This window comes from Arcticibacter sp. MXS-1 (assembly GCF_041902385.1).
Taxonomy (GTDB): domain Bacteria; phylum Bacteroidota; class Bacteroidia; order Sphingobacteriales; family Sphingobacteriaceae; genus Arcticibacter.
In genome coordinates, this window is record NZ_CP169244.1 from 3,753,072 (window position 1) to 3,771,354 (window position 18,283).

The 18,283-nt window shown below is 47.5% G+C and carries 15 protein-coding genes; 7 read left to right on the forward strand and 8 right to left on the reverse strand.

Features of this window, described 5'->3' with window-relative positions; translation table 11 throughout:
• Positions 1-119 precede the first annotated feature (119 nt).
• Entirely contained in the window at positions 120-1,430 is a 1,311-nt protein-coding gene (locus ACES2C_RS16235; RefSeq protein WP_374164121.1) for an aspartate kinase, read from the forward strand.
• A 168-nt stretch (positions 1,431-1,598) separates the two neighbouring features.
• Positions 1,599-2,756, forward strand: coding sequence for a diaminopimelate decarboxylase (lysA, locus tag ACES2C_RS16240; RefSeq protein WP_374164122.1), 1,158 nt, complete (start codon positions 1,599-1,601; stop codon positions 2,754-2,756).
• Here lysA and ACES2C_RS16245 read toward each other — a convergent pair.
• From ACES2C_RS16245 to ACES2C_RS16270, 6 genes are read right to left on the reverse strand one after another with little or no spacing between them, the layout of a single operon-like run.
• On the reverse strand, positions 2,744-3,352 hold the full coding sequence (locus tag ACES2C_RS16245) for a chemotaxis protein CheB (protein WP_374164123.1): 609 nt from the start codon (positions 3,350-3,352) through the stop codon (positions 2,744-2,746). The two genes, lysA and ACES2C_RS16245, sit on opposite strands and share 13 nt — an antisense overlap.
• Positions 3,334-4,155 (reverse strand): protein-glutamate O-methyltransferase CheR, encoded by an 822-nt coding sequence (locus tag ACES2C_RS16250; protein WP_374164124.1) that lies wholly within the window; start codon positions 4,153-4,155, stop codon positions 3,334-3,336. Before ACES2C_RS16250 ends, ACES2C_RS16245 begins: the two co-directional genes overlap by 19 nt.
• A gap of 4 nt (positions 4,156-4,159) precedes the next feature.
• Positions 4,160-4,528 (reverse strand): response regulator, encoded by a 369-nt coding sequence (locus ACES2C_RS16255; protein ID WP_374164125.1) that lies wholly within the window; start codon positions 4,526-4,528, stop codon positions 4,160-4,162.
• 8 nt (positions 4,529-4,536) lie between these two features.
• A complete protein-coding gene (locus ACES2C_RS16260; protein ID WP_374164126.1) occupies positions 4,537-8,151 on the reverse strand; it encodes a response regulator in 3,615 nt (1,204 codons plus the stop codon).
• A 36-nt stretch (positions 8,152-8,187) separates the two neighbouring features.
• Entirely contained in the window at positions 8,188-8,838 is a 651-nt protein-coding gene (locus ACES2C_RS16265; protein WP_374166970.1) for a sensor histidine kinase, read from the reverse strand.
• A complete protein-coding gene (locus tag ACES2C_RS16270) occupies positions 8,721-9,686 on the reverse strand; it encodes a response regulator (protein WP_374164127.1) in 966 nt (321 codons plus the stop codon). Before ACES2C_RS16270 ends, ACES2C_RS16265 begins: the two co-directional genes overlap by 118 nt.
• A gap of 419 nt (positions 9,687-10,105) precedes the next feature.
• Between ACES2C_RS16270 and ACES2C_RS16275 the strand changes: the two genes are divergently transcribed.
• The 4 genes from ACES2C_RS16275 (at position 10,106) to ACES2C_RS16290 (ending at position 13,319) form a co-directional block, all read left to right on the forward strand.
• Complete coding sequence (locus ACES2C_RS16275) at positions 10,106-10,945, forward strand: transporter (RefSeq protein ID WP_374164128.1); 840 nt, start codon at positions 10,106-10,108, stop codon at positions 10,943-10,945.
• Positions 10,946-11,111: 166 nt separating this feature from the next.
• Positions 11,112-11,786: a hypothetical protein gene (locus ACES2C_RS16280; RefSeq protein ID WP_374164129.1), complete on the forward strand. Its 675-nt coding sequence runs from the start codon at positions 11,112-11,114 to the stop codon at positions 11,784-11,786.
• Positions 11,787-11,887: 101 nt separating this feature from the next.
• Complete coding sequence (locus tag ACES2C_RS16285; protein ID WP_374164130.1) at positions 11,888-12,709, forward strand: alpha/beta fold hydrolase; 822 nt, start codon at positions 11,888-11,890, stop codon at positions 12,707-12,709.
• Complete coding sequence (locus ACES2C_RS16290; RefSeq protein WP_374164131.1) at positions 12,690-13,319, forward strand: hypothetical protein; 630 nt, start codon at positions 12,690-12,692, stop codon at positions 13,317-13,319. The genes ACES2C_RS16285 and ACES2C_RS16290 overlap by 20 nt, the downstream gene beginning before the upstream one ends.
• A 55-nt stretch (positions 13,320-13,374) precedes the next feature.
• On the opposite strand, the gene ACES2C_RS16295 is transcribed toward ACES2C_RS16290, so the two are convergent.
• Positions 13,375-16,230 carry a PAS domain S-box protein gene (locus ACES2C_RS16295; RefSeq protein ID WP_374164132.1) on the reverse strand — a complete coding sequence of 952 codons (2,856 nt, stop codon included), beginning with the start codon at positions 16,228-16,230 and terminating at the stop codon, positions 13,375-13,377.
• Between the two features lie 136 nt (positions 16,231-16,366).
• The gene (locus ACES2C_RS16300) at positions 16,367-17,266 is read right to left on the reverse strand and encodes a glycosyltransferase family 8 protein (RefSeq protein ID WP_374164133.1); all 900 of its coding nucleotides are present in this window, start codon (positions 17,264-17,266) and stop codon (positions 16,367-16,369) included.
• A 138-nt stretch (positions 17,267-17,404) separates the two neighbouring features.
• On the opposite strand from ACES2C_RS16300, the gene ACES2C_RS16305 reads away from it, so the two are divergent.
• The gene (locus tag ACES2C_RS16305; protein WP_374164134.1) at positions 17,405-18,280 is read left to right on the forward strand and encodes a glycosyltransferase family 2 protein; all 876 of its coding nucleotides are present in this window, start codon (positions 17,405-17,407) and stop codon (positions 18,278-18,280) included.
• The last annotated feature ends 3 nt before the right edge of the window (positions 18,281-18,283 follow it).

The window sequence follows — 18,283 nt, forward strand, 5'->3', positions numbered from 1 at the left end:
TCCGAAATCTTCAAAAAAGATGAAATATCCCTATAGAATCTCCTGCTTTTAACTATTTTTAGCGGCTAATTCGGGAAATATCGTTCTTCCCGTCAAACAAAAAGCCGTAAAAATAGAAGATGAAAGTTTTAAAATTCGGAGGGACATCAGTAGGTAGCCCCGAGCGGATGAAAAAGTTGCTTAGTATTATCCGCCCAGATGAAAAGCAAATTGTAGTACTGTCGGCTGTTGCCGGAACAACAAACAGCCTTGTTGAAATTTCACAATCTTATTTAAACGGCGATAAGCGAAAGGCGAAGCAGCTCACCGACGCACTTTACGAAAAGTATAAGGTGTTTGTAGACGAGCTCTTTGCTTCTGACGAAGGCCGCCACAACGGAAAGGAACTGATTGATTATCACTTTACTTTAATTGGTTCTTTTTCAACTGATTTGTTTACTCCTGTTGAAGAAAAGATCATACTGGCACAGGGAGAACTGCTTTCAACCACGCTCTATCATTTCTATCTTACTGAGATCGGTATCAGGTCAGTCCTGCTGCCTGCCCTCGACTTCATGAAGATCGATGAGGACAATGAGCCGGTGATTGAATACATCGGATCCAGACTGCAGCCATTACTTGACCAGAAGGCCGACCAGACCTTGTTTATCACGCAGGGATATATCTGCCGGAATTCGTTCGGCGAGATCGATAACTTAAGAAGAGGGGGCAGTGATTACACGGCTTCCCTGATCGGTGCGGCGATCCGCGCTGACGAGGTTCAGATCTGGACCGACATCGACGGGATGCATAACAATGACCCCCGAATTGTGAAAGGTACCCGGCCAATTGCGCAGCTTTCGTTTGATGAGGCAGCAGAGCTTGCTTATTTTGGTGCCAAGATCCTCCATCCTCAAAGCGTGTTTCCTGCCCAGAAATATAAGATACCCGTACGTCTGCTCAACACCATGGAGCCCTCTGCACCCGGAACGCTGATCACTAACGAGAGCGAGAAAGGCAAGATCAAGTCCATCGCCGCGAAAGATGGCATCACGGCTATCAAGATCCATTCAAGCCGCATGTTACTGGCCTATGGCTTCCTGCGGAAGGTGTTTGAGATCTTTGAACGCTACAAGACCCCGATCGACATGATCACCACTTCAGAAGTAGCGGTATCGGTAACGGTTGACGAGACGACCTATCTCAGCGAAATATTGAATGATCTGAAAGACTTCGGATCAGTGGAGGTGGAGAATGATCAGACCATCGTTTGCGTGGTGGGCGACTTTTCTTTCGAGTCGCACGGCTTCGCGGCGCGCGTTTTTGATTCCTTGAAGCATATCTCCATCAAGATGATCTCTTACGGGGCCAGCAACTGCAATATCTCCCTGCTTGTTAATGCAGAAGATAAAACAGAGGCACTAAGAAGCCTGCATGATCGTTTGTTTTAAAGGCAGGGCCGTTTCCAAAGGATCTTTAAACAGCAAAGTCTCAAATTCATTTACACTGAACGGCGGTGCCTGGTGCAAAGCCATTCAGTGTAAATGCTTGTAATTGAAATTATAACAACAAAAAGAGCATGTACTCGGTTTTGAGACAGCCTCTTAAGAATTGCTCAGATGTCTTCTTTAAATAACTTAACAGACAAGCTAAAGTCTGCACAGACTCCTTTTTATTATTACGATCTGCAGCTTCTGCAGGCCACACTGGAAGCTTGCCGGACTGCCGCACAGCCCTACGGCTTTCACGTGCACTATGCGCTGAAAGCGAACTTCAATGCCAGAGTACTGCAGCTCATCAGGGATGCAGGGTTTGGAGCGGACTGTGTGAGCGGAAATGAAGTAAGTAAGGCCATTGAGGTTGGTTTTGATCCCTCAAAGGTCGTCTTTGCAGGAGTAGGTAAGGCGGATAAGGAGATCAACGAAGCGCTGGATTTTGATATTTTCTGCTTCAATGTAGAGTCCGTTCAGGAGCTGGAGGTGATCAATTCACTGGCCGCAGCAAAAGGTAAGCGTGCACGTGTGGCCCTGCGCATCAATCCGAACGTCGACGCCCACACCCATCATAATATCACGACCGGCCTGGCTGAGAACAAGTTTGGAATCAATCAATGGGAACTTGCCGATTGCGCAGAGGTGCTGACTAAGGCCGGAAACCTGTGGCTGGAAGGAATTCATTTTCATGTAGGTTCGCAGATCACCGATATGAACGTGTTCAAAAGCCTGTGTGTGAAGGTGAATGAGATCAAGACCTGGTTTGAAGAGCGCGGATTCAACCTCAACGTACTCAACGTTGGCGGTGGCCTGGGCGTAGACTACTACCATCCCGACGAGAACGCCATCCCCGACTTTGCCGCTTATTTTGCTATTTTCGACCGGTACCTCGACCGGAGGGCTGGCCAGGAAGTTCACTTTGAACTTGGACGTGCGCTGGTAGCGCAATGCGGTACGCTGATCAGTAAGGTATTGTACGTAAAGAAGGGGATTAAGAAGAACTTCCTCGTTTTGGATGCCGGAATGACTGAGCTGATGCGCCCCGCCCTTTATCAGGCTTATCACAAGATTGAAAGGCTGGAAGGCGAAGCTGGCAGTCAGGTGCTGAAGTATGATGTAGTGGGACCGATCTGCGAGTCGACCGACTGCTTCGGCAAAGAAGTGGAGCTGGCTGATTCAGAAAGGGGCGACATCATCGCCATTCGCACTGCTGGTGCCTATGGTGAAGTAATGGCCTCCCGCTATAACTTAAGAGAGGCGATCCGTTCGGTCTATTCAGACTGATGTTTACTGCGGTATTCAGATAGCTTATTGATGAAATAAGCTATCTCATCATTATTCAGAATATAATCGACTGTGCCGAGAGCGAGCGCCTGGTTAGGCATATAGGCGATTTCAGACGTCTCGGGATTCTGGACGGCCGTGATGCCGCCTTTCGAGTGAATGGCTTTTAAGCCAAGCGCTCCGTCGGCATTGGCGCCTGAAAGAAGAATGCCTACCGTATTTTCCCGAAAAGCTTCTGCCGCCGTTTCAAAGGTTACGTCAATAGAAGGTCGGGAGTAGTTGACCTTTTCAGAGTAATCGACTGATAAGCTCCCGTCTTTTTCCACCAGCAAATGATAATCGGCAGGGGCGAGGTAGATGGTGCCGGCGAGGAGCTCCTCTTTCTCTTCCGCTTCTTTCACCCGGAGCGAAGTCTTGCCCGCAAACAGCGTACTGAGATTTGAGTCAAAGGAGCTCTTCCGGTGGAGGATAACAATAACCGGAAATGTCAGCTTCGTTGTCAGCGAGGGGAGGGTTTTAAGGATCACATCGAGGCTTCCCGCAGACCCGCCGATCACCACCGCTTCGGTTATTCTCCTTATGCTATTTTTCTCCATATTTTCTCCTTGTCTACCTGCTTAAACCGGGGGGCGATGGTAGAGAAACGCAGCGTCTCCTTGGAGCCTAGTGCCAGATATCCGAGGTTTTCAAGGCTTTCTTCGAAAAGGTCGAACACCCTCGACTGCAGATCCTTATCGAAATAGATCAGCACATTGCGGCACAGGATGAGCTGAAAGACATTGAAAGAGCGGTCCGACACCAGATTATGAGTAGAGAAGATCATCTTCTCGCGCAGCGACTCATCAAACAGCACCTTGTCGTATATCGCAGTATAATAGCCCGAGAACTCTTTCTTGCCTCCCGACAGGATGTAGTTTTCTGAATATTGCTTCATCTGGACAAGGGGGAAGATCCCTTTCCGGGCCCGGTCGAGCACCTCTGGATTGATGTCCGTGGCGTATAAAAGAGACTTATGCAATAAGTTGGCTTCCTTAAGCAGAATAGCCATCGAATACACCTCTTCGCCGCTCGAGCAGCCGGCGTGCCATATCCTGATGAAGGGATAAGTGCCCAGTACCGGAAGAATATGCTCGCGCAGGGCTTTGTAGAAAAGCGGATCGCGGAACATCTCCGTTACTGTTACCGTGATCTGTTCAACAAACCGCTTCAGGTACTCCGGATCGTACTTGATCTTGTACCTGAACTCCGCAAAGCTGAGAAAGCGGTCGAGTGTAAAAAGGCGGTTTACCCTTCGTCTGATGGAGGCCTTTGAGTAGTCCGTGAAGTCGTACCCGTAAACCTCAAATAAGTCATTTAATAGAATCTCGATGTCGTTATCCTGCAATACACTTTGCTCCATTCAACTACTGCAAATACTGATTTAAAAGAGCCACTAACGCCTCCACGTTAATCGGTTTGGCAATGTAATCATCGGCTCCTGCACTCAAACACTTTTCCTTATCGCCGACCATTGCCTGGGCCGTTACCGCAATTATTGGAATGTCAGGCAGCTTCTTGTCCTCTTTAATTTTTCCAATCGTTTCGTACCCGTCCATTTCAGGCATCATCATATCCATAAGAATTATGCCAATGTCTTGCCTGTCTCTTAAAATAGCAAGTCCTTCCTCCGCGCTTGAGGCAGTTATGCATCCATATTTTCTGGCTTTCAGTACCGCAACGAGGGCAAAAATGTTGCGTGGCTCGTCGTCAATTATCAATATTTGTTTAGGCATTTCCTTGTTTACATCGATTTATCATACAACCAGACGCGGAGTAGAGAAATGAGCTGATCTACATCCACCGGCTTTGAAATATAATCAGAAGCGCCGGCTTTAATGCATTTTTCGCGGTCTCCCACCATGGCTTTGGCTGTAACGGCAAGGATCGGAAGATTTCTGAAGCGCGGGTTCTTTCTGATCCTGCTTGTGCTTTCATATCCATCCATTTCGGGCATCATCATGTCCATGAGCACCACATCAGTCTGCGGGTTTTCGTCGAGCACTCGAAGGGCTTCTTTTCCGTCTGTGGCTGATATTACCTTCATTTTTAATTGTTCCAGCGCTTTGGTTAACGAGAAGATATTCCGCACATCGTCGTCGGCAATCAGTACAGTCTTTCCTTTCAGCACTTCGTTCAGCTGTACCAGGTTCTTCTTGCGTTCAGGTTCTTTCTCCGGTTTTTCTTTTTCTTCTACCAGGTGAAGGAAGAGCGCCACCTCGTCGAGAATGCGCTGATAGGAGTGTGCAGTTTTCATTACAATACTGTCGGCGTACTGTTTGATCTTGCTTTCCTCCGCCTTCGAAAGATTCTTACCCGTAAAGATGATGATGGGCAGGTTCTCCAGTCCCTGCGTCTTTTTAACGGTCTCCAGCGTCTCGTACGCGGCAATATCAGGGATGCCCATATCCAGGATCACGCAATTGATGTCGTCCTTTGTGAGGGCGTCTACGCCTTCAGCCACCGAGCCCTTGATCTCCGAATTAACGTTCGATGACTCAAGGAAATACGCCAGCGCCTTGGCATGCTTCGGATTCTCTTCAATGATGAGTACTTTCTTTGGAAATCTGTTGAGGGCGTCTTCGATCTTGATAAAGATCTTTTTCATCTCCTCAATGGCCACCGGCTTGTTGATGAAGTCAATAGCGCCCTTGATCAGACTCTCTCTCTTTACTTCCATTGACGACATGATGTGTACAGGGATATGGCGGGTCTCGGGATCTCCTTTCAGTTCCTCCATTACTTCCCAGCCGTCCTTCACGGGGAGCTGGATGTCGAGCAGAATTGCCAGCGGCTTATAGAGGCGGGCCAGCTCCAGTCCTTCGTCGCCCCGAACGGCAACAACGGCCTTATAATTATTGCGGTGCGTGTACTCCACCAGCGCTTTGGCAAAGTTCGTATCGTCTTCAACAATGAGGATCAGCTTATCGCCGGGGCTCAGTGTTTCGCGATCGTCCTTGACCTGCTGCGGAATCAGCGGCACCACATACTTCTTCTTCTCGGCCGTCTCTGCGGGTTTAACCGGAACCGGCACAGGCAGCACAGGACGCGATTCCTGCTCAGCGGCCTCTTGCGGCTTCACTACAATTTCAGGGGACACCGGCACTACTACGGTAAATTCACTTCCCGTACCCGGTTCACTCGTGAGTAAGATCTCACCGCCAAGCAGCTTGGCCAGCTCGCGACTGATGGAAAGCCCCAGTCCGGTGCCTCCATACTTCCGCCGTGTAGAGCCATCTGCCTGCTGGAAGGCTTCGAAGATATGATCCTGTTTTTCTTTTGCAATGCCAATTCCCGAATCTTTCACGGTAAACTGAATAAAGTCTTCCCTGGGCCCTTCGTCGACTAATATGCTGACATTCCCCTTGGCGGTAAACTTCAGGGCATTCGACAACAGATTCTTTAAGATCTGCTCAAGGCGCATTTTATCAGTCCGTATCACCTCAGGGCAAGCCGGCGATACTTCGGTAATAAATTCGAGGTTCTTTTCCCTGGCGATCGGCAGGAACAGCGAGCGCATGTCGGTAACAATGTCACGCATCGCCACATCAGCATACTCCAGGTCCATCTTGCCAGCCTCAATCTTAGAAAGGTCAAGGATCTCGTCAATCAGAGAAAGCAGGCCGTTGCCGGAGCTTTGGATCACTTTTGCATATTCTACCTGCTCGTCGCTCAGGTTTTCCTCATTGTTCTCAGAGAGAAGGCGCGAGAGCAGGAGGATGGAGTTGAGCGGTGTGCGCAGCTCGTGCGACATGTTGGCGAGGAATTCGGACTTGTATCTGGTGCTCTGTTCCAGTTCTTCCGCTTTTTTCTGGATGTCGAGGTTCCGTTCCACAATGAGCTGGTTCTTTTCTTCCAGCATCTTGCTCCGCCCTTCAAGTTCCTGATTGGCCTGCAGCAGTTCTTCCTGCTGAACCTTTAGTTCTTCTTCAGAGGCCTGGAGCTTCTGGGCCTGCGCCTCCAGTTCCGTGTTGAGGTTCTCCAGCTCGCTGTGCTGCGCCTGTAATTCTTCCGACTGGGCCTGCGTCTCTTCGAGGAGCTCCTGCAGCCGTCTTCTGCTTTCGGCCGTGTTGATGGCGATGCCTGTATTATGCGCAATACTCCTGAAATATTCCAGTTCCAGCTCACTGTATTCCTTTATTGCACCCAGTTCAATTACCCCTTTCAGTCGGTTTTCAAAAAGCAAAGGGAACGCAATGACGGTTCGCGGTTTGATATCTCCGCTGGTGGTGTTGAGCACAAAATCGGTCTCTTCAATATCCCGGAGCAGGATTGATCGCTGCTCCAGAGCACACTGTCCGACCAGGCCTTCACCCAGCCTCACCACTGTTTGTGCTTTATCTGCAGAGAGGGCATACGAGGCGCTCAACTGCAAGTTAGATTCGTCCTGAGTTAAATATAAAGCGCCCACCCGGCTTTTGCTGTAGCCTACCACGTATTCCAGAATATTCTGCGTCAGCTGGTCAAGATCGGTCACGCTGATCATCTTGTCATTCAGACCCGCTATACCAGCCTGGAGAGACTCTTTATCCGACAGCAGGTTGAATGAGTACTCGAGCGACTGTGCCATTTTATTCAGAGAGGCTGCAAGGCTCCCCAGCGAGTCTTTCTCTTCGTCGTCCACCACTCTGATGGCATAGTCGCCTGCCGAAATCTTATCCGCAATTCCTTCTATCAGTTCAATTCTCCGGCTGATGTCCTGATCTTTTTCCTGCAGTTCGTCATAAAGCGCAGAGCGCTGCTCAAAATCTTTCTTTGCGCGCAGATACGAGTAAATGGTAATGATGAATGACATGATAGCGGCCAGAACGATCAGGATGGGAGTATAGCTCGAAAAGCGGTTCAGTTTTTCTGTACGGGAAGTCAGCGCCGTTTGCTCAATATCTTCCATCCGTTTTACAACCCGGCGTGCCTGGTCCATGTAGGTCTTGCCCTCCAGCAGGTCATTGGTGGTGATCACGATGTTATTTCGCTTTTGATTGATCACTAAGTCTAACCTTTTTAGGCGCCTCTCTATAATATTCTCCAGCTCATCGCAGTTTTTCTGCTGAGCCGGATTGTCGCCGGCAAGCTGGCGGACTTTATTTATTGAGCTGACAGCCTTGTCGAACGATCCCCTATAGGGGCCAAGGAACTCTTCAATTCCTGTCAGGAGATAGCCCCGCTGTCCGGTTTCTGCATCTTTCAGTACGGAGACGGTATACTCCAGCTCAATGATCAGCTCGTTGGTATGGTTCACCATCTTTGCGCTGTCGAGCAAGTTGCTGATGCTCACATAAGATGCAACCGAACTGATCATTAAAAGCAAAAGAGAAAGTCCGTAACCAACTCTCAGGTTTTTTGTGATTGTGCCTTTCATGTTAAGAGAAAAATATGAAGTCCCTAATACCTGCTTCTAATTATCAAACTCAATGAGCTTTTTAGAATCGTGGTAGATTGGAATGCTAAAATAAAAAATTGATCCTTTTCCGAGCTCACTTTCTACTCCAAATGTTCCGTTGTGTCGTTTAATAATTTCAGAGCAGATATAAAGGCCGATACCCAGGCCCTGGAAACGGTGAGATGTTTCTTCTACACGGTAGAATTTTTTAAAAATGTTGTCCTTTTTTTCCGGGGCGATACCGACGCCGAAGTCCTTCACCCGGACAAAGAGCTGCCCGTCTGAGATCTCACTTTCAACCTGCACTTCCTTACTATCCGGCGAGTATTTTATGGCGTTGGTGAGGTAATTGAGGATCACCTGTTCTATCCTGATCTCGTCGCCATAAATGCGAACTGCAGCGCTGCCCGTCCTGACCACGGTTACTTCTTTGTTGGTTTGCCGGATAATGTCGATGGTGCTCTCCAGGACCGGTTCAAAGTCGAACACCTTTTTGTTGAACTTTAATTTACCACTTTCAATTTTAGACACGTCGAGAAGGTCAGCGATCAGGTTGTGCAGCTTTTCGATCTGAAGCTGAGTACGTCCGATGTATTTACTTGTTTCAGACGTCTGGCCTGAAGCGGGGTCAAACGAACGTTCCAGTAGCTGGATGTACGCTTTGATACTGGTAAGGGGGTCTTGAGCTCGTGGCTGGCGATACTGAGAAACTCGTCTTTTCTTTTCTCAGCCTGCTTTTGTTCTTCTATATCGGTAAAGGTTCCGACCCATTTAACAGCGTCCTGCCGCTCGCTGACAGGAGTTACGCGGAGCAGGTGACAGCGAAAGTATTCTGAATGCAGCTGCCTGATGCGTACTTCCATTTCGAGGGGCTGGCCTGTGGCTACCGCACGGGAGAATTGCTGCGCAATGTCTGCGTCGTCTGGATGGTTTTCCGGGAAGACAGATTCCGACGGCGAATAGCTGAACCACTTCTGGTTTACAAATTCTATTTCGCCGGTGCTTTTCGCAGTGAAGGCAATCTGCGGAATGCTCTCAAGGATGGAGCGGAGTTCCTGTACTCGTTCGCGCAGCTCACTTTGAGCCTGTTTCCTGAATTCAATCTCTGCCCGCAACGCCAGCTGGGTGTCGTTCAGCTGACGGGTCTGTTCATAGAGGCGATGCAAGGTCTTTACTTTCAGGAGCAGAATATCGGGATCAACAGGCTTCGTGATGTAGTCGATCCCTCCGGAGGCGTATCCACGGGTGATAAAACGCTTGTCGGTGTTCACCGCCGAGAGAAAGATAATAGGAATATCCTTTGATTTGCTGTAGCCGGTAATGTTTTCGGCCACTTCAAAGCCGTCCATGCCTGGCATTTGCACGTCCAGAATGATGAGTGAATAGAAGTTCTTGAGGATCTTTTTTAATGCTTCCTCGCCGGAAAGCGCAGAGTCTACGGCAAAGTTGTTCAGTTCGAGGATCTTTCTTAAAGAGAAAACATTTTCAGGTTTGTCGTCAACTATTAATATCATTACGATGCAGGCGTTGCGTTTGCCAAATATAGCTTTTAAGCATAATTATCCTATGTATAAAAGATGCGTCCTGAATTTTGAACACAGCGGCAAATAAGATGTGTTAACACCGGCGGGCAGCTTTGGTTTTTGCATTATTCGAATCGGTGAATAATGGTCAGACTATCAGTGGATAAATTTTATAATGGCATGCATCTGTGCGGGAAATTCCATAGCGGCACAGCTTTTGCATCATTAGGGTAGTAAAGAAAAAAAGCATCTATGAAAATCTTCACCATAAAAAGAACCCAGTTTTTCCGCCTTTACGTTTCCATCAAGACAGAAATCAAATCCACTTACACTCCGCCCCAGATGCGAATTGTAAAAGGAGGCAAAGGAATTCCGTTTCAGGTTGCATAAGTTCAGGTCCACGGAAGATTATGAAGATAAGTTTCTCCGCGGCCGTCGGCTGCCTGCTCTTGTTGCCCTTTATTTCGCTTGCGCAGGAGAGCCCCTCCGGCAAGTGGTCCCTTTTCAATCCGGTCCCCGCGCATTCGCTCGGCGAAATGTACACGGACAGGCCGGGAGTAACAGAGACGCCATTTGTTGTAGGTGCCGGACATCTTCAGGTAGAGACTGATCTGGCCTCGTATAGCAGGCAGACCAATGATGAAGAGCGCGAAGTAACGCTCCTCTACAACAATGCCATCGTTAAGATCGGCCTGTTCAGCCAGACCGATCTGCAGATCGGTCTGGAGTCTTACGGCAGGCGAAAGGTAACTCAGTTGGCAGGGGGAGAAAGCCAGACTACCCGCGGGATCGGCGACCTTACCCTCCGCGTAAAGAGGACCCTTATTGGTAGTCCCGAGAGTACGTTTTCCCTTGCTGTTCTGCCCTACGTCACGTTTCCTACCGCCCGTTATGATGAGTCGGACCTCTATGAGGGAGGATTATTGATCCCCATGAATTTCAAAGTGTCTGACTCCTGGGAGATCGGCGTGCAGGTGGAGGGCGACCGGAAAAGAGACGATGATGATAAGGGTGTGCATACCGAGCTTCTGCAGTCTCTTTCTGTCAACCACGACTTTGCCAGCAAGGTACAGGGCGTGTTTGAGACTTATTACACCTACGATACCAAACAGCACCACTGGACGAATTACCTGAACGCTGCACTTCAGCTTGAGGTCGCCAAAGATGTTAAGCTCGACGCAGGCCTCAATTACGGCCTGCAGCACGATGCTCAGCGCACCTGCTTTCTGGGCGCTTCTTTCCGCTTTTAGCCCGCCTTCGGCAGAGGGACATCAGGGCGAAAAGATGTTGAAAAAAATCTTCCTCATCTAAACTTTTCAAATAAGAGACTTGTTGATCTATTTCAATGCGCTGAGGTGCAGTATTTTATGTGCTCAAAAATAAAGTGAATCTGTTAACCGGTAAATTAGAAATGAGATGACAAGATTAAGAGTTTTCGTTTTAACGTTCATGGCAAGCGCTTTGTTCCTCGCTACGGCTGCAGGTCAAAGTAAAAAGGAGCTGATCCAGATTCTGACCAAAAAGGCAGACAGCCTGCAGAGGTCTCTGCTGTCGAAAAGTGAAAGCCTGCAGCAGTTACAGATCAAGCTTGCGCGTTTTGAGGGAGCGCAGGAAGCACACGACGAAGTCATTAAACGTCTGGAGAGTAAATACGAGTTGCTGCGCGATTCGCTGAGTTCCAGAAACTCACTGATCACTGCACTGGAGGGAGAAAAGGCAGCCTTAAAGAAAAATATCGATAGTCTCGAGGTGCAGGGGAAAGGACTAGCCTCCGAGCGGGAGGCGCTTCTTGCCGAACTGCAGACCTATAAAAAACCTGTGGCCCCGGCTTCTTCCCCTTTAGCGAAATCTGAGAAGGCCCCCGTTCAGGCCCCATCAGGCGCTGTTGCAGTCGCGCCGGCAAATGCAGCGCCGGTAGCCGCAGCCAAAGTAGCAGAGGAGAAACCAGCACCTGCTGCTCAGGGCACGCCGGCCGCAGCCAAAGTAGCGGAGGAGAAAGGAGCACCTGCTGGTCAGGCCACACCGGCTGAAGCTGTAGCAACAGAAGCAGTAAAAGAACAGGCCCAGGCTGTACAGCAGGTAAAGAACTAGGCAGGCATTACGCAGCGCCCTTTCAGTAATTCCAATTGTTAATTAAGAGTAACACGAGCTGCATCTCTTCGTATAAAGAGAACGGTAATTGCCGTTTTCGTATGGAGGATATTATAAAGAGAAATAACGTTCTCGTGAAGGGCGAGGGGCCGCTCACGCTCATGCTCGCGCATGGCTTCGGTTGCGATCAGAATGTCTGGAGGTACTTCATTAGGGCCTTTGAGCAGCAATACAGGCTGGTCTTGTTTGACTATGTCGGTTCCGGCAGGTCCGATCTGGAAGCCTATAACAAGCAACGTTACAGTACGTTATCCGGATATGCTCAAGATGTTCTTGATATTATAGAGGCGCTCGGGCTGCGCGACGTGATCTTCATCGGTCATTCGGTGAGCAGTATGATCGGCATGAAGGCTGCTATCAAATGTCCCCATTGCTTTTCTAAAGTGATCTTTGTTGCGCCCTCGCCGAGTTACATCAATGACGGGGACTATGTGGGCGGAATGGAACGGGAGGACCTCGAGTCGCTCTTCCGGATGCTTGAGAACAACTATCTGGGCTGGTCAAGCACAGTGGCTCCCTTGATCATGGGCAATGAAGACCGCCCCGAACTGGGAGAGGAGCTGACGGGCAGCTTTTGTGCAATGGACCCCGATATCGCGCGCGACTTTGCCAGGGTAACCTTTTTCTCTGACTGCCGCGAAGATCTTAAATACCTGAAGGTTCCCAGCCTGACGCTGCAGTGCGCTGCCGATATGCTTGCTCCGCCTTCAGTCGGGTCGTTCATGCAACAGAACATGTCTCTCAACACCCTGGTACAAATGTCTGCAACCGGCCACTGTCCTCATGTTAGTGCGCCTGAAGAAACGATTGAAGCAGTAAGGAGTTATATTAACACAGTGACGGATGGACAATCAAACGGGTAGGGTTGACTTCAGTCGTCTATATCATTCCTCACCGGTAGGCCTGTTATCCTACTCGCTTGAAGGAGATATTTTTAATGCTAATGCTTGTCTTCTTGAATTATTAGGTCTGGACGAAAGAACGTTGCACACCCGTAGTTTCACTTCTTTCTTAAACAGCGGTGGTAAACTCTATTATAACTTGTTTGTTCTTCCTATCCTTCAGCTCAGTAAAGAAGTTCGGGAAATCAGTCTGGAGATAGTAGTGCGTGGAAAGGCGATTCCATGTCTCTTTAGTGCACGAGTAGAAAAAGATACAAAAGACAACATTGTTGTTCATGCCTCCATCTTACACGTGGCCGACCGGCGCAAGTATGAACAAGAGTTGCTCACGAGAAAGAAGAGGGCCGAGGAGGATGGCCTCAGGAAAGACCAGGCCCTGAATGAAGTGGCCTTCTACCAGTCACACCTTGTGCGAGCTCCACTTGCCAACATTATAGCTCTCACGCGCTTGTTGTCGGCTCATCATCTCGGCGAAGATGAAAGAAGCCTGGTCAGATTATTGGAGCAAAGCGCCACTCAACTGGACGATGTAGTGAAAAAGATCGTTACGAGAGCAAGGATAGAGGAATAGCTTTGACCTCTAATGCTTACTGCTAATGACGACGATTGTTGTCGGTCTGTCGACTTTAAGCCTGCACGAGCGGGAGTTCAATCGTAAACCTTGTTCCTTTCTGTACCTCACTTTGTATAGTGATCTTACCTCCCAGGGTTTCAACCTGCGTTTTTACCATAAACAGTCCCATGCCCCGTCCGTGTTTGTGGGAGTGAAACCGCTTATAGAGTCCGAATACCTTATCGCCGTATTTTTCAAGGTCCATTCCAAGTCCGTTGTCTGAGTAGCAGATCATACCTTTACCTTCTGTCTTAAATCCCTTTATTTCAATCAGTGGTACCTCATATTCATTTCTATATTTAATGCTGTTGCTGATCAGATTGTATAAGATGCTAGTGAGATAGCTTCTGATGGAATAAATGGTCTCAAGCTCTCTAAAATCACAATTGAGGATAGCGGCTTCTCTTTTAAATGCGGGTACTAGCGTACTAGTAACGGAGGTGACGAGACTTTCAAGGTGTATTTCTTCCTTTGCCTCTGCCAGATCTCGGCTTGTGTGCAGGATAGCCGTCAGGTCCGTAATGACTTGATCTAGCTGTGATCCACATTTCATTAAGTCTGCTCCTAATGCTTCCCGTTCCTCAGTTGTTATTTCAACGGACTGGAAGAGCTGGATAATGCCCAGAATATTGGATAAGGGTGCTCTCAGGTTGTGAGAGATAATATAACCATACTGTTCCAGGTTTTTATTTCGTTGTATCAGGTCTCTCGTAACCTGCTCATTTTCTAGCTCAGCAACTTTCTTTTGGGTGATGTCCCACCCTATAAAAAGGTACTGGTACGGGTTGTCATCGCCGTCAAGAAATGGAATTACGTGTGTGTAGGTCCAATATTCGGTCCCCGTTTTTGTTTTTTGCTCAACTTCCCCTTTCCAAACTTTACCCGTACGAATACAATTAGAGATGGACTCTTCTAGCTCGTTGTCTTTGATTTTTAACAATAGTGTCACTTTCCGGCCATATACGTCTTGTTTATGATAACCGGACAGTAGAACGAAATTTGCATTTACGTGCAGGATTAAGCCGTGTTTATCGGTGATGGCAATAATAGCCGACTCGTCGAGTGCGTATTTGTAATCTCTGATTTCCTTCGTTCTTTCTATTACCCTTTGTTCTAAGATATGGTTCAGTTTCAAAATTTCCATTCGCGCCTTGTTCTCCTCGGTAGCGTCAATAAAAGCGCATATCATACATTCACTACCGTCGATATGGATCAGGTCAATATGTCCATACAAACAAAGAGCCTGCTGTGCCTTATTCATCAGATACATCTGTCGGTTGACTACAGCTGTCCCCTTTCTCAACTCTCCCAGTATCTCACCCCGCAGGTTATAGTCCGGCCAAATGTTTAGGGCTAAGCTATCCCGGCCAATTATTTCCTCTTTCTTGTATCCAAAGTGATTACAAAAGTTCTCGTTTACATCGATAAAGAGGCCTGAATCGGCATCAGAAATGCAAAGAATTACCGGACTTTTATAGAAAAGGCTGTAATAGATCTCTTCACTCTTCTTTAGCATGGCCTCCGTTTTTTTTACGTCGACAAGATCCTGTATCGCTACCAGCTTTTGGCGTTTCCCATTTAATTTTATTGTATCTGCCGAATAGCTGACCGGCTTTCTTTCTCCTGACTTAGATACGATAGAGAGGTCCATTTTTGTCTGGTAATGATCTTGCTTACGAAATTCTTCGAGAATTTGCGAGCCCAGCGGGGCATCCTCAAAGAGTCCGAGTTCCAGAGGTGTTTTTCCGTACACCTCTTCCCGGCTGTAGCCACAGAACTCCTCGTGCTTTTCATTCACCTCTAGTATCGCTCCGGTTTCTATATCGGCCAGGGCAAGGATCGTCGGACTTTTATAAAACAATGTAGCGAAAACGTCCTGGTTGCCTTTTACTAACGATTCTGCTTCTCTCTGCATTGTGACGTCAAAAAAAGCGACAAAGAGAGCCGCCTGATCGCCCAAATCAACCCGATCAATATTGCAGGTTATGTAGCATTCGTCAGCATTCTTTTTCGTAACGACAGACAAATGATCTTTTACCTGAGTACTTTCGGTCACGACACGGAACAGAAGGTCAAGATCGCCGGGGGCGCTTAATATACCAAGGTCAGAAGTTCGTTTTCCAGTTACGTCCGCTGCTGTCATGCCGAGGAAAGATGCAGCACTGTTGTTGATGTCCAGGACCTCCAGACTATATGGGTCTAAAATCATAAACATCACCGGGCTTTGCTGAAAGAGTGAATTTAACTTTATCTCGTTCCTCCTGTTCCGCTCCTCGGCATTTTTTCTCCTGATGATATTTTTGCTTATAAGAGAAAAAATAGTCATCAGAAATATTACGACAATAGAAATAATGAGGAGTATTATATAGACGCGGGTCCGCGTTAGTACTAAGAAATCAACTGGTTCAGCGTTATAAACATCTTTTTTCAGCTGCCCGACGATGACTGATATTTTGGTAAGAGACGAGGTAGCCGAGGCTGTGGGTACGGGGTCATTGCTACTTGCCGGGACGAGGTTCGCCAATGCCGTGATTTCCTTCTGTAGTTCTTCAAACTGAGACCTGTTTAAGTAACTGTGCTGCTTCCGCATCTGCGAGACCGAGGTAGTCAATTTGTGTTGAACGGCTGACCAAGAAGTTGTTTTGTGCAATACGCCGCCACGGCTTTTATTCGGCTGTACTAAACTGTTAACATATTCCTCCGTCTGTTCAAGACTTCTGATAGTGCGGAGCTGCGCTATCTGTTGTTGCTGTTGTTCTTTCAGTAAGCTTATGTCTTCGTAGATAAGCAGTGAGAAACAACCAAACGTCACCAAAAAAAGAGCAAAAGCGATGAGGAGAATTGTTGAAGATGGTTCTGATTTTACCATGCCGCTGTGATGCCTTTAATTGTTAAATGGATAATTATTGTTGTACGCAAAAAAGTGAACAGGGTTTGTCTTTTATTATGCAATTAAAATAAACACGAGTAATGACCTTCAAGGCCGCATTGTGAGATAAGATGTATTAGTGTAGAAGCCGGGTATATTTCTGCAGTACATTACTTATTTTCTTCAAATATCGTTCAAATTCCCCGATTGGTCTGAGTCCCTTCCATGCTGTTTTTTCGAGGTAATCAAAAAACAACGTTCTGAATGCCGGATTTCCGCGAAATGTTTTATAAATGGGTTTCCTCGAAGTAAAGTGTATAAGAGATGGCGGGCTGCCGGTCTCGGACGCGAACGTGTTCCATGTTTTGTCGAGTTTTTTCCACTTATTGGCGAGTACTATGTTCAGGCCGTACTGGTCCGGATAATTTGCATACTGTTTATTAGCCGATATCAGGTTGAGTACTTTCTGCGCCAAATGCTCGTCTCTCCACCGTTTCGTGTTGATCAACAAAAGTCCGGTGTTAAAGTAAGGAGTGTCCGCGCTAAGATCAAATTCGCGGTAATTAAGTATTCCGCCCCAACTGTTCGATACGGTTTTAATCATTTGATCCTGAACCGCTGCTAAGAAGCAGCTCTCTATGTCGGTGTTCCATAACTCAGTGACGTCGGCAGTCAAAATCATGTCTACATCCAGATATAAGGCCTTATTAAGAGTAGCAGGGAGAATATCCGGAATAAATAGTCGCGCATATATATTCAAAGGGTACGAACTCCGATCAGTAGGTAGCTTGGCATTGGGAGGAATGCAGGCCTCCAGATCAATCCAATTGATTGTCATCAACGCTGAACTTATCGACGCTTCCAGTCTCTTTTGGTTCTTTGGACGAATCTTGTCGCTAATTACGTATACCAGAATGTCCTGGTTCTGCTTGTAATTGAGCTCGATTGACTTAAGCAGAGCGGCGAGTAAAGGCGAATAATGATCGTCGCAAACGGTTACAATTACTAAAGGATGGTTGGCAAAAATGTTCGTCATTTTATGATTCCGTTCATAATGTTCATAATTTATGCTAAGCTCACTGTAACATTATGTATCCGATGCTGGTATAAGACCTAAAATCAAAAAACAGCATCGTCACTTGACATTGCTACAACTACTACAAGGATGAGCAATATGTCGTTATTAACCCTTCCTACGTGGATACGTCCACATTGTTACACTGGCAAGCGTTTTGGTGATCTAACTGCTCAGGAGATTGATCAGTTGAAAGCCAGACTGCAGAACTTCAGGGACCCCAATCCGGATGTTTCCGTTGTAATACCTGCCTGGAACGAAGGTGATAATATCTACAGGGCGTTGTCCTCGCTTGCCTTCAACGAAACCTCTCTGAAAGTTGAAATTGTAGTTATAAATAATAATTCGACTGATCATACACAAGAGGTGCTGGATAAATTGGGAGTTATCAGCTACTTCCAGCCTCTGCAGGGGATTGCGTTTGCCCGACAAATGGGACTGGAGAAAGCCAAAGGAAAGTACTATCTGTGCGCTGATGCTGATACTTTTTATCCACCCCGCTGGATGGAGTTAATGACAGCACCAATGATCGCCAATGAGAACATCACTGGTGTATACGGCAGATATTCCTTTGTTCCTCCGCCGGGAAGTAGTCGGGCTTTTCTTTGGTTCTACGAACGGATGGCTGGCATTGCCATCCTGATGCGCAAGTCAAACCGGGAACATTTGAACGTTCTTGGATTTAACATGGGGCTGGTCAGCAATATTGGAAGAGAGACGGGTGGGTTTAACGTTGAGAAGATCAGAAAGTTCAGTAACGCTAAAGGAAGCGCAGACTTTGTGGATGAGTCTGAAGATGGCAGGATGGCGATCAACCTGAAAAGGCGCGGTCGGTTGTTTCTGGTAAGGCATCCGGCAGCCCGGGTCTTTACCTCTTCACGCCGCCTGATAGCTGAAGGAGGAATTTTAAAGGCGCTTATAAGTAGGGTACAGTTACACTCTTCACGTATAAAGGAATATTTGATTGGCAAGTGAGAC